Origin of the sequence: Acinetobacter baumannii (assembly GCF_009759685.1) — a bacterium.
Classification (GTDB): Bacteria; Pseudomonadota; Gammaproteobacteria; order Pseudomonadales; family Moraxellaceae; genus Acinetobacter; species Acinetobacter baumannii.
Genome location: NZ_CP046654.1, coordinates 3,809,822 through 3,823,073, shown reverse-complemented (window position 1 = coordinate 3,823,073; position 13,252 = coordinate 3,809,822). Strand labels below are relative to the sequence as shown.

Below are 13,252 nucleotides of genomic sequence, written 5' to 3'. Positions count from 1 at the left end.
GATAAGGCAAGAACCATGCCCAAAATGTAAGCAGCTCCTCAAAAATGTTAAAAGCGAAAGGAGTTTTTATTTTTATTGTATAGATTGATTATATAAGCAGCGATTATCGTAATTTTGGTCTAATCTGTGCTAATAAAAGACGATTCTAATTTGAAATGTATAAATGAAGTCCCATTAATTTTATAAAGGTAAACAAACACAGTATGTATGAATGTGTATGATCAAGTTCATAAAATTCGTACTACGGTTTCCAAAAGTATATAAGGAATAAAGATGAATATTGCGGCCCAGCCTCCAGTTCAGGCAGATCAAACAGTTTATTTAAAAGATTATCAAAAACCTGCGTTCTTGGTTGAATCAATTAATCTTGATATTCAAGTCTATGACGATAAAACAATTGTTGATTCAACATTGGTCATGAAGCGTCAAACTGCTGGAGACTTAGTGCTACTGGGCCGTGATCTTGAGTTGCAATCTATTCAGCTAAATGGCCAAGATCTTACTCCTGCACAATATTCACTCGATAGTGAACAACTGGTGATCACTGATGCACCAGATGAAGTCATTTTACAAACTCAAGTGATTATTCACCCGGAAACCAACACTCAGCTTGAAGGTTTATATAAAGCTGGCGACTTATTTGTAACACAAAATGAGCCTGAAGGTTTCCGTAAAATTACGTTCTATCCAGACCGTCCAGACGTACTTTCAGTTTTTACTACACGTGTAGAAGCAGACAAAAAATATCCGGTTTTACTTGCGAATGGTAACTTGCTTGAAACAGGTGAAGTTGGTGAAAACCGTCACTTTGCGATCTGGCAAGACCCGACTAAAAAGCCAAGCTATTTGTTTGCTTGTGTGATTGGTGATTTAGCTGTATTGAAAGACCGCTATACGACTTCGGAAGGACGTGATGTCGCTTTAGAAATCTATGCCATTGAGAAAGACATTCCAAAATGCCATATCGCAATGGAAGCATTAAAGCATTCTATGCGCTGGGATGAAGAGCACTATGGCCGTGCCTATGATCTCGACAACTATATGATTGTTGCGGTGAGCCAGTTCAACATGGGTGCAATGGAAAATAAAGGTTTAAATATCTTTAATACCTCATGTGTACTTGCCGATGAAGAATATACAACTGACGCAGCGATTATGCGTGTACAGTCTGTGATTGCCCATGAATATTTCCATAACTGGACAGGGAACCGTATTACTTGCCGTGACTGGTTTCAGCTGTGCTTAAAAGAAGGCTTAACGGTATTCCGTGATCAGTCTTTTTCGGAAGATTTACAATCTGCTGCGGTTCAACGTATTGACGATGTCGCTGTTCTTAAATCACATCAATTCCCAGAAGATGCAGGTCCATTGTCGCACCCACCACGCCCAGACCACTTTGTAGAAATTAATAACTTCTATACAGCGACTGTTTATGAAAAAGGTGCGGAAATTAACCGCATGATGTCGACATTACTGGGTAAAGAAAAATTCCGTCAGGGAACGGATGAATATTTCCGCCGTCATGATGGACAAGCCGTAACTGTTGAAGACTGGGTTGCTGCACTCTCTGCAGGTTCAGGTGTTGATTTATCTGCATTCTTAACTTGGTATAATCAACCAGGTACACCAAAGCTTGAAGCGAAAGGTGAATATGATGCAGCAGCGCAAACTTATCGTTTAAGCTTTAAACAAAGCCTAAAAGCGCATCCGAAATATCCAAATTTAAAAGCTGTCCCAATTCCTGTAGCGTTGGCATTATTTAATGCGAAAACAGGTGAACAATATACGCTCCAAAGCGAAAGCCTATTTGTAAATGGTGTTAAAGATGGTGTGTATTTGTTTGACCAAGACGAGGCAGCTATTGAGTTTACAGGGGTAACTGAGCAACCTGTTGTTTCACTACTACGTAATTTCTCTGCACCTGTAAATCTGGTATTTGATTACAGTGATGAAGAATTAGCATTCTTAATTCAACATGAAACAAATGGTTTTAACCAATGGCAAGCAACACAAACCTTGCTTGAACGTATTTTGTTAGAAGATCACTCTGCGGATACCTATATTCAAGCTATTCAAAGCACATTGCCTGAATTAGTTGGTCGTGATCCACTTTTAGCATCGCGTTTGTTTGATGTACCAACTGAAGGTTATTTAGGTAGCCGTATTGATCAAAACTATGCACCAGCCGATATTCATGTAAAACGTGAAGCCTTACTCAATCGTTTGGCTCAAGAGCTGGGTTCGTTCTGGAAAGATACGTACCTTACACTGGACCCTGACTTGCAAAAAGAATTTTCTTTAGCGATGGGTGTACGTGCATTAAAGAACATTATGCTCATGATGATGGCGCGTCAGGGTGACCAAAGTGCATTTGAATTAGCTTACGATCAATATCAAAGCACAGGGAATATGTCTGAACGTTTAGGTGCGCTGCGTGTACTAGTGTGGCAAAGTGCGCCTCAAGCACAAGAAGCCCTAGCTGATTTCTATAACCGCTTTAAAGACGAAGCATTGTCTTTGGACCAATGGTTTATGATTCAGGCAGCAAACCCAAATGCCACAGTTGAGACAATTGAATATCTAACTCAGCATCCTGATTATGACTTAACCACACCAAACCGTATTCGCGCCGTGAGTGGTGGTTTGTCAAATAACCCTGAAAATACATGGGGCTTTGGTGTAGCTCACTTTATTAATCTTGCAGAATATCTGGACGAGAAAAACCCGATTTTAGGTTCACGCTTATTACAGGTGTTATCTCGCTGGTATACGCTTGCCGAACCTCAGCGCACTCAAGTGCAACAGGCTTTACAAGCATTGCAGCCTAAAGTGAAATCTAAAAACGTTTCTGAAACTTTAAATAGTATGCTGAGCGTTTAATAATATTTAAGCATATTGAATAGAGGCCTCTTGAGGGGCCTTTATTTTTATATAATTAACTAAATCAAAAAAATATAAAGAAATAGGAATTATATCTCAATTAATAATTAATGATTTATTTTAAATATATCTTTTAATTATTCTTAAAAATAGAGACTACTTATCGATTAATTAGAAAAATATTTTAAATTATTCTATAAATTTTATTTTTATACTTATAGTTTTTGCTAAAAATATTGAAATATTTATTTAAATTTTTTCTAAATTATTTTATTGGTATTTAATTAAATTAATAAAAATCAATTATTTGTTTTTTGTATTGTTAATGAATTGTTAATGAAGGGTTAGAATGGGTAATTGTATTTTATTAATTGAAAATTGAAATAAAAACATACTCATACAATTTAAATTTTTTTATGTATGATGCCAAAAATAGAGTAAAAAATATAAGCTTTAAAAGAGCAGTCGAATAAAAGTGATTGTAATGGTGAAGATTAATTTTTTTACATCTATTAATTCCAACAATTTAATGTAAAAAGGTTTTAACCATGAAAAAGACTTTTTTTTTATTTATCAGCATTTGCTGTAGGATTATCTTCTCTCAATGCAGCCAATGCCGCTACAGCAACAGGCACCTTGACGGTTAGAGCTACAGTAACAAATAGCTGTGTCCTGAATACCTCAGCTACTGGTACGACAGCTAATGCAGTTCTAGACTTTGGCACCTTAAGTTCTCTGGCTGGTAATGTAGACGCAGATACTACGACTACTGGTGGTACTCCAATTAGGGTGTTGTGTAACAACACAGTGCCATGGACTTTATCATTTGATGGTGGACAAAATGTTCTATCAACTCAACGTCGTATGATTGGTGGCGCGTCTACTACAGAATATATTCCTTATAACCTTTACTCTGACACAGGACGTGCTACGGCTATTGGAGTTGCAACAACTGCTTATAGTGGAACAGGCACGGGTAATGTCCAGACAGTTAACGTGTATGGCCGTATCCCTGCTGGTACAACTTTACCAAGTGCAGGTAGCTATGTTGACACTGTGACAGTCACAGTAACTTATTAAATTTTATAAATTATAAATATAGTTAGCCCTTTAAAAGGGCTAATACTTTAGAAAGATATACTTGGGTTAATTATGAAAAAAAACATTTTTATTATTACGGGATTATTCTTATCTTTATCGAGCACTATTTATGCCGCTACAATTCGTCTTTCGCCTGTAACGGTGGAAATTTTAAGTAATCAAAGTGCTTCTTCGATTAGTTTATATAACCAGTCAAATGAAAGTACCGATTTACAGGTGCGTGTATTTGAGTGGAGTCAAAACAATGGACAGGATCAATTAACCCCTACGGATGAAATTGCGGTTAGTCCACCTTTTTTAAAATTACAACCTAATGACTCTTATAATTTACGTGTAGTGAGGGTTAATCCAACGCCAGTTTCTGGCGAAAAAACTTATCGTATTATTATTGATGAGCTGCCAAAACCTATGGATAGCCGCAAAGTTAGTCAAGGTGTAAATGTCTTACTTCGCTCATCATTACCTGTATTTGTAGTGAATAAAGATGCGATTACTCAACTAAATTGGAAAATTGATAATAGTCAAAAAACCACTTCTTTAAATATCAGCAATATTGGAAACAGGCATGCACTTTTAAATGACTTAAAACTTGTAGATCTAACAGAAAATAAGATTTACTCCATTAAAGTAAATACAGTGAATGGTTATATTCTTGCAGAACAATCACGAAGCTATCCGATTAGTAATTTTTCATATCAGCCCGACCATAAATACAGTATTTCCTTAACAGTTAATGGTAAGAAAGTCACGCTATAAGAGGCTTATATGAAATATATTATAGGTGTCTTATGTGTTACATATCTTCCTGCATATGCTTTTGCTGAACAGTTACAGGACAATACGAATGTGCCGGTTCCAAGTATTCCGGATACGATTGACAGCAAAAGTAAAAACACGCAGATAAAGATGAATGAACAGGAGCAAGATAATAACGTTGCACAGCTTTTTTTAAATATTTCTATTAATTCCAACCCTTCTGAGGATTTAGTAGCCGTAAGACAAGATCAAGATAAAAAATTATATATCCGTGCCCGTGACTTAAAAACTTTAAGACTAAAAATGGATGATTCCATTTCTGATAGCCAGTGGATTTGTCTTAATGAGCTTAAAGATATCCGGTTTAAATACTTGGAGAATGAGCAGTCTTTAAACTTACAAGTACCTCCTCACATGATGACAGGCTATTCGGTTGACTTAAAAGGGCAGCAGATCACCAGTCCGCAGCTACTTAAAATAAAGCCTTTAAACGCTGCAATCCTGAACTATAGCCTGTATCACACCATAACTAATGATGAGAATGTTTTCTCCGGTTCGGCAGAGGGAATTTTCAACAGTGCGATCGGTAACTTTTCGTCTGGTGTGTTATATAACGGAAATGATGAAAATAGTTATAGCCACGAAAAATGGGTACGTCTGGAAAGTAAATGGCAATATGTAGACCCTGAAAAGATCAGGATATATACCCTAGGGGACTTTATCTCCAATAGTTCGGATTGGGGCAGCAGCGTCCGCCTTGCAGGCTTTCAATGGTCGAGTGCCTATACTCAACGTGGCGATATTGTCACTTCGGCACTGCCACAATTCTCCGGTTCAGCCGCACTGCCTTCAACACTGGATTTATACGTTAACCAGCAAAAGATTTATTCAGGACTTGTCCCGTCAGGCCCTTTTGATATTAAACAGCTCCCGTTTATTTCCGGAAATGAGGTCACACTTGTAACTACGGATGCTACTGGTCGGCAGAGCATTACCAAAAAGCCTTACTATTTTTCATCCAAGATTCTGGCAAAAGGTATTAATGAGTTTTCAGTGGATGTTGGGGTTCCGCGCTATAACTATGGCCTATACTCGAACGATTATGACGATGCTACCTTTGCATCAGGGGCAATTCGATATGGTTACAGCAACTCATTAACCTTAAGCGGTGGGGTAGAGGCTTCAACAGATGGTTTGTCTAACATTGGAACAGGCTTTGCCAAGAACCTGTTCGGTATTGGGGTGATTAATGCTGATATTGCAGCAAGCCAGTATAAAGATGAAAACGGTTATTCTGCCTTGTTGGGTTTAGAAGGGCGGATTAGTAAAAATATTTCTTTTAACACCAGTTACCGCAAAATATTCGATAACTATTTTGATTTGGCACGCGTATCTCAGGTTCGATATTTAAAAGATAATCAGAGCGATGCCGAGTCACAAAACTACCTCAACTACAGTGCGCTGGCAGATGAAATTTTTAGGGCAGGAATTAACTATAACTTTTATGCAGGTTATGGGGCCTATCTGGGGTATAACCAGATTAAATATAGTGATAACCAATATAAACTGCTATCGGCCAATTTAAGTGGAAGTCTGAACAAGAACTGGGGATTTTATACCTCTGCCTATAAAGATTATGAAAATCACAAGGACTACGGTATTTACTTTGCGCTGCGATATACGCCTTCGAATAAATTCAATGCCATTACTAGTGTTTCTAGCGACAGCGGTAGATTGAGTTATCGACAAGAAATTTTCGGTTTGTCGGACCCGCAAATTGGGTCATTTGGATGGGGAGGCTATGTTGAGCGAGATCAAGATAACCACGACAACAATGCATCGATCTACGCCTCTTACCGTGCCCGTGCTGCTTATTTGGCAGGTCGCTATAACCGAATTGGAGATAACGATCAGGTTGCTCTTTCGGCAACGGGATCTTTGGTAGCTGCAGCAGGACGGCTCTTTGCGGCCAATGAAATTGGAGATGGATATGCTGTTGTCACTAATGCAGGCCCGCAAAGCCAAATCTTAAATGGTGGAGTAAATTTAGGCTTTACGGATAAATCAGGGAGATTTTTGATTCCTAGTCTCATGCCATATCAAGAGAACCATATTTATTTAGATCCTTCATTCTTGCCTCTAAATTGGAGCGTTAACTCCACTGAACAAAAAACTGTTGTAGGTTATCGCCAAGGAACAATGATTGATTTTGGCGCACATCAGGTCATCTCAGGATTAGTGAAACTTGTTGATAAAAATAACTCACCGTTATTACCGGGATATAGCGTTCAAATTAATGGACAGCAAGACGGAGTGGTTGGCTATGACGGTGAAGTGTTTATTCCAAACTTATTAAAACAAAACAAACTTGTAGTCGATCTTCTTGATCATGGCTCATGCCAAGTTGACTTTACCTATAACAGTAATCAGTACTCAACTAAAAAATTGGGACCTTATGTATGTCATTAAATTTTATGAATAAGGCTCAAATAGAGAGCTATAAAAAACTTCCACGGTCTTTAAAATACTTCATAGGCATTTGCTTATTTTATCTCGTTTATGCATTTTTTAGTCCTGCACAAGCTGCTTGCACGGTAAACGGGACTACAAATAGTACTTTTAATTACACTGCAGCAAATATTAATAGTGATGCAACCGTAAACCTTTCAGGAACAATTACTTGTACGAATTTAGGACTTCCCCAGATTTCTAATTTTATGTGTATGAAAACCGTATTTACAGGAGCAACCACTGCGAATAATAGTGTGACTTTACCCTATACAGTTACTGCAACTGTAGGCGGGGCTGGCTCTTCTACTACCAACCAAACCTCCAATGTGTGGTATGGTCCAGTAGCAACAGTCGCATCAAATAATATTGTGAGTTACTCGGTAAATATAAAAGTACCAGCTCGAACGGGGTCTCTCATTGCATATCCTAAAGGAACCTATACGGCTTCGGTTCGGTTGTATTGGGATATGGATCTTTTGGGGTTGTCATGTGGCGATTTACTTGGTGGCTGGGATTCTGGTGATACATTACTAACAGCAAACTTTGTGGTCCCAAGTCTGTGCCAATTAAACTCAACTTCAACTGTAGATTTCGGCAATATTAATGATATTGGTACAACTAAGCGTGATTACACAGCTCAAGGAGCAGTGAATACTACTTGCAACTATGGAACACCTTATAGCATTTATTTAGGGGATGGAAACCACCGCATAGCTGGTGGTTTTAGGCGTATGATTCATGACAATAATGATTATATTCCCTATCAGCTATATAAAGATTCTAACTATAGTACGGTATGGGATGCCACAGGAGGTGTAACCAATGTTGGTGGTTCAGGTGGAGTCTCAAAAACTGGTACAGGTAGCGCCCAAAGTACACCCGTTTATGGAAAAATTCCGCAAGGTACTTCCATCTCAACTAAACCGGGAAACTATTCTGATAGTGTTGTTGTGACAGTGACTTATTAATTTTAAAACTATACGTGGATCTTTTATTTCAATAGATCCGCGTAATACCTTTGATATTGTCCACGATAGTTTGAGTATAAAAAGAGAAAGTTAAAATATTCTTAGTTTTTGAAACTTGGTCGTCATCAAAAACAGTTTGACTTAAAAAGACATTCTGTATATTTAATAATTAGTTCCAAAAAGGAACTGAGTAGCAAAACAGGCAATTAAAAATAAAGGTGAATAAATGTCGGATATTATTTTGCATCAATGGGAAATTTCTCCATTTTGCCAAAAAGTTGCAAGAGCTTTGAAATTTAAGGGAATCCCATACGAAACGATTAATTACAACGGCATTCTTGGAGCGAAAGTTCCTTTGCTCAGTAAAGTGGGCAAAGTACCTGTTATTGACCATAAAGGGCAGCGTATACAAGACAGTACCCGTATCGCTCGCTACCTAGACGAAACTTTTCCGGATACACCTCGACTTTATCCCGAAGACGCAAATCAAAAGGCACTTGCAGAACTTTGGGAAGACTGGGCAGATGAATCACTCTATTTTTATGAAGTATATTTAAGAGTAAATGATTCGGAAGCTTTAGAAGAAGCAATTCGTATTAGCAGTATTGGCCGCCCTGCATATGAAAAACCTATGGTGAAGGGTTTTATTTTAGCTGAACTCAAAACACAGCTTTTCTTTCAAGGCTTGGGCAGAATGAAAGCTGAAAATGTTGAAGAAGAATTTATACGACACCTCGACCGTGTTGAGCAGGTTTTATCACAAAGTGAATGGTTAGTAGGTGAGAATCAAACGATTGCAGACATAGCTGTAGTTGCTCAACTTGGTGAAGTCATTCGTACAAGTAAGAAGTTTGGTAAGGAAATCTTGGATCGTCCATTTATGGCAGAATGGTATAAAAAACAAACAGGTTGAGACGACTATGGCATCAGCAACACCAGATAAAATACGAGATTGTGCAGTTGTTATTGGCGTTGGGGCATCACAGGGCATCGGTGCTGCTGTCTGTCATCGCTTTGCAAAAGAGGGCTTAAAAGTTTACGTTGCTGGACGTACTTTCCAAAAAATTGAGGCAGTAGCTGCCGAAATTCATGCCAATGTAGGTGAAGCTGTGGCATTTCGTCTAGATGCAGAAGATATCAATCAAGTTCAAGCATTGTTTGACACCATCATAAGTCAGAATGAACGCATTACTGCAGTTATTCATAATGTTGGGGGAAATATTCCCTCAATTTTTTTACGCAGTCCGTTATCGTTTTTTACTCAAATGTGGCAATCTACTTTTTTATCAGCTTATTTAGTTGCTCAAAGCTGTTTAAAAATATTTAAAGAACAAAACCACGGTACGCTTATTTTTACCGGAGCCAGTGCTTCGTTGCGTGGAAAGCCTTTTTTTGCAGCTTTCACTATGGGGAAATCTGCCTTGCGGACTTATGCATTAAACTTAGCTCAAATTTATAAAACTCAAGGCATTCATATTGCTCATGTCATTATTGATGGAATGGTGGATGGCGACAGAATTAATAAAGCTTTATTTGGTCTAGGACGTTTCATTCGACTCACACGGGGAACGGGTGGACTCAATATTAATGCCATAGCCGACAACTATTGGATGCTTTACCAGCAAAGCCCTGAGCTTTGGACACACGAGCTAGATTTACGCCCATACCAAGAAAAATTTTGAGAGACTCATATGCTAAAAACAATATTTCAGAAGTTTCAAAAAAAGCAGGGCTGTGTAGTTATTGCAGGTCATGATATAGAACTACTTGAGCAGAACTTTGTAATTTTAGACAAAAATGAGCAATCTCCATTGCATGTCTATCAAGCTGTGCATGATTCTAGCGTTCAGAATATACAAGTAAACCGTGTAAATGATGGCATAACGAGTGTCCGTTTAAACTTGGTGAATACTGAGCATTTAAAAAGCTTACTAAAATATATTGCCAGCCATAGTCATAACATTGAGTTATGCGTGTTTCAGCCAAATTTTTCATCTGCGCCAAATATTGAAGCTTTATCTTTAGAAGAAATTGAGCACAGTTGGCAAACAACGGGTTTAAGCGCAGTGAGCGTGTCACAAGCAGTGATTAAACCAATGCTAAAGCAGCAGCGAGGCACTGTTATTTTTCTTGGAGCGCCATCTAATAACTCGGCTCACTACGATGTGTTAAGCCAAAGCATGTTTGCGAGTATTCGAGCGTTATCACAGTCATTGGCAAGAGAGTTTCAACCCAAAGGTATACATGTGACATATTGCATGGTGGAAAAATGGGATGGGCAAAACCAGCACTTTATTTCATCTGTTAAACAAGTCTGTCAGTACATCTATCAACAACCTAACACTGCATGGAGTCAAGAGCTTAGCGTGTCTTGAGATTTTACTTTCGAGTGTTCTTAAAATAGAGTACTTCTTTGGAATGACAACAGAACAATAATTTTGAAGGTACTTAAATGTTAAATATTAAGAATATTCAACAAACGGTTAAAGTAGCGACTACAGTGGCAGCTTTGATGTGCTTTTCTTCACTGGCACAAGCATATCAATATGAGCAAACCGCGCGTTTAATTAACGAACGCTTATCTTATATGAAAGATGTCGCAGGTTATAAGGCAGAGCAGCATTTACCGATTGAAGATTTAACACAAGAAAAGAAAGTACTCGATCAATCGCTTTCTGAAGCTGACGCTTTTGGGCTTAACAGCGAAACAGTAAAGCCATTTATAGTGGCGCAAATGGATGTGGCTAAAGCAATCCAGTACCGTTATCGCGCCGACTGGATGTCGAGCCCAGAAACCAACTGGAAGCCTCAAGACTTAAGCGAAGTACGCGTAAAAATTAGCGCTTTAAACACGGAGCTGCTAAAAAATATCGCCTATGAACTTAAGAAAAATAATAACAAAGCGCCTCATGGCTGTAGCTATATGTGGCCTGTTCAGCATCCTCAACTTAAAGAAGCTGACAAGAGAGCTTTATGTGTAACATTGAATAAAATCAAATTAAAACAATGAACCACCCAAAGCCGTCCCTATAAGTAAATTATTCAATCAACATTAAATCGGCAGTATTGGCAGATTTAAGCGGTCGTAAAGCAAAGGTTGAACGCGTGTGGCGAATTCCTTTAATCGAGTAGAGCTTTTTACGTAAAAAACGTTCGTAATGCTCGGCATCTTTTACGGCCACTTTCACCAAATAATCATAGTCGCCCGTAACTAAATGCGCTTCGACCACTTCCGGAATATCTGCCAAAGCCTCGCTAAAGTTTTCTAACATTTCATCATCGTGGCGTTCTAGGGTAATTTCAATAAAAAACAACTCATGAATGCCAATCGCTTTGGGGTTTACGTTTACGGTATAGCCTTCAATAATTTTTAGACTTTCTAAACGTTTGAGTCGAGTCCAGCAAGGCGAAGATGAAAGCCCGACTTCTTCGGCGAGCTGTGCAACCGTTAAACGGCCATTTCTACGTAGGGCAGATAATATTTTCCGATCTATACGATCTAGTGTGTATTCTGTGCTGTTCAAAATATAAACCAAAGAAGATTCTTCTGTTAATTTTAAATATACGTGATTTTTATGCTGATATCATTTAAAAAAACTGAAAATTCAGTAAACATTTTGAGCGACACAGCCATACACTATTTCTATGCATCGGACTCTACTGGATAGGAGTTGTGATGAAGCAAAGAGCACTGTTTCAGTAAGGGTGACTAAACAGTGCTCTTTGCGGATCTTACCCAAAAATCAAATATCAGGAATTTTTGATTCATACATTAGATTCATCAAATATTGGTTAAATAATAAATATATTCTTATTGGTCATAGCGCTCATCTTTCCAAAAATCTTATTAAATATCCTAAATGGCTAAATATTATTATTGAAATTCATAAAAGCACATACTTTAATCCCTAATCAAAGTACTAATTTAACAATTAAATAGGGAAGTAAAATAAATAATATATACTTGTTAAAACTTAATCACCTAATTTTAATAAGGTGATTAAATATTCGAAAGAGAAGAAGGTTATCCTGTTTTCTTTATTATTAATAGACACTTAGAGATAATTATTATTTAATACGCCCGCAATATTATGACTAATACTTTTAATAACTTCGTCGGGGAAATAATGCGTAATTTTTTAGTAACGATTTTCACTTTATTAGTAGGAACATCAATTTATGCGAGTCAAGAATCTAGAAATCTTCTAGAGCAAACACAATGCGAAAAAGCAGTAGAGCTCCATGGTTTTTTAAGCCGAGCTCAACTTGACTGTAACTATCACTATTATTCAGAAGAGTTAAAAGAGGCTGCCGCAAAATGTACTAAACATGATCTCGGCGAAAAATATGGTAGAGAGGTTATGAAATTTGGGATGAAGGAATTTGAAGAGCGTAAGAAAGAGGATACACAAGGCCACTTTTGTCATAAGGTTTTAAAAGAATTTCCAAAATATATTAAACAATAAAAAATAAGGTTTTAAAAACCTCTTCTAGCAAGCCGATAAGATGGATTTAATTATTCATTTTATCGGTCTATAAATTTACTAGTTAAATTAGAGAATAATTCTTAAAAAATTAGCTAATATAAAACTTCACCTTGTTTTAGATCTAACAATAATCATTTTTTAGTTTGAATCCCTTATTGTAACCATAAAAATAACATTTCCTTCCTTGGATTAGCCGTTCGTTATGTATTATGGAGGAAAAATAAGCATCAGTCGGCATTCAAAGTCTTAATTAATATAACGGAGTACATTTTAAGTTTACTTATATTTTTAAATTTCAAAAATAAAAGATTCTAGAATGGATGACTAAATCTTAAGTAAAGTTATTTTATAGAGTTTTTAAAGCTTTATTTCTAGCCAATATCACATTGACACCTAAAACCCCTCCGATTATCCTTTGCCTGCTGGCCTACATTGCCAGTTGGTTTTAGCAGACCATTAGCCAAAGAACACGAAAAAGTAATCACTTTTTTGTGGGAATCCCTGCGTGTCCCCTCTGCGGCGGAACGGGAGGGGGACACCTTCGGGTGT

Annotated in this window: 10 protein-coding genes and 1 pseudogene; 10 read left to right on the top strand and 1 reads right to left on the bottom strand. The window is 37.5% G+C overall.

The features are described from left to right. Positions 1-273: 273 nt before the first annotated feature. From pepN to GO593_RS18185, 9 genes and pseudogenes are all read left to right on the top strand, one after another. Positions 274-2,880 carry an aminopeptidase N gene (pepN, locus tag GO593_RS18225; RefSeq protein WP_001017225.1) on the top strand — a complete coding sequence of 869 codons (2,607 nt, stop codon included), beginning with the start codon at positions 274-276 and terminating at the stop codon, positions 2,878-2,880. 567 nt (positions 2,881-3,447) lie between these two features. After that, positions 3,448-3,960, top strand: a pseudogene (locus GO593_RS18220) (Csu type fimbrial protein); the annotation flags it as partial. A 72-nt stretch (positions 3,961-4,032) separates the two neighbouring features. Next, positions 4,033-4,737: a fimbrial biogenesis chaperone gene (locus GO593_RS18215; protein ID WP_000739316.1), complete on the top strand. Its 705-nt coding sequence runs from the start codon at positions 4,033-4,035 to the stop codon at positions 4,735-4,737. Positions 4,738-4,746: 9 nt separating this feature from the next. Continuing rightward, the gene (locus GO593_RS18210; protein ID WP_000873966.1) at positions 4,747-7,206 is read left to right on the top strand and encodes a fimbria/pilus outer membrane usher protein; all 2,460 of its coding nucleotides are present in this window, start codon (positions 4,747-4,749) and stop codon (positions 7,204-7,206) included. Then, positions 7,197-8,216 carry a Csu type fimbrial protein gene (locus tag GO593_RS18205; RefSeq protein WP_000055761.1) on the top strand — a complete coding sequence of 340 codons (1,020 nt, stop codon included), beginning with the start codon at positions 7,197-7,199 and terminating at the stop codon, positions 8,214-8,216. Before GO593_RS18210 ends, GO593_RS18205 begins: the two co-directional genes overlap by 10 nt. 226 nt (positions 8,217-8,442) lie before the next feature. Next, positions 8,443-9,129, top strand: a complete 687-nt coding sequence (locus GO593_RS18200; protein ID WP_001279997.1) for a glutathione S-transferase family protein — start codon at positions 8,443-8,445, stop codon at positions 9,127-9,129. 7 nt (positions 9,130-9,136) lie between these two features. Beyond that, positions 9,137-9,898, top strand: coding sequence for an SDR family NAD(P)-dependent oxidoreductase (locus GO593_RS18195; RefSeq protein ID WP_000135431.1), 762 nt, complete (start codon positions 9,137-9,139; stop codon positions 9,896-9,898). Between the two features lie 9 nt (positions 9,899-9,907). Further along, complete coding sequence (locus GO593_RS18190) at positions 9,908-10,591, top strand: SDR family NAD(P)-dependent oxidoreductase (protein WP_000920710.1); 684 nt, start codon at positions 9,908-9,910, stop codon at positions 10,589-10,591. Positions 10,592-10,668: 77 nt separating this feature from the next. After that, entirely contained in the window at positions 10,669-11,226 is a 558-nt protein-coding gene (locus GO593_RS18185) for a chorismate mutase (RefSeq protein ID WP_000932091.1), read from the top strand. 28 nt (positions 11,227-11,254) lie between these two features. On the opposite strand, the gene GO593_RS18180 is transcribed toward GO593_RS18185, so the two are convergent. After that, positions 11,255-11,740 (bottom strand): Lrp/AsnC family transcriptional regulator, encoded by a 486-nt coding sequence (locus GO593_RS18180; RefSeq protein WP_001089197.1) that lies wholly within the window; start codon positions 11,738-11,740, stop codon positions 11,255-11,257. Between the two features lie 603 nt (positions 11,741-12,343). Between GO593_RS18180 and GO593_RS18175 the strand changes: the two genes are divergently transcribed. Beyond that, positions 12,344-12,682: a hypothetical protein gene (locus tag GO593_RS18175; protein ID WP_001243511.1), complete on the top strand. Its 339-nt coding sequence runs from the start codon at positions 12,344-12,346 to the stop codon at positions 12,680-12,682. Positions 12,683-13,252 lie beyond the last annotated feature (570 nt).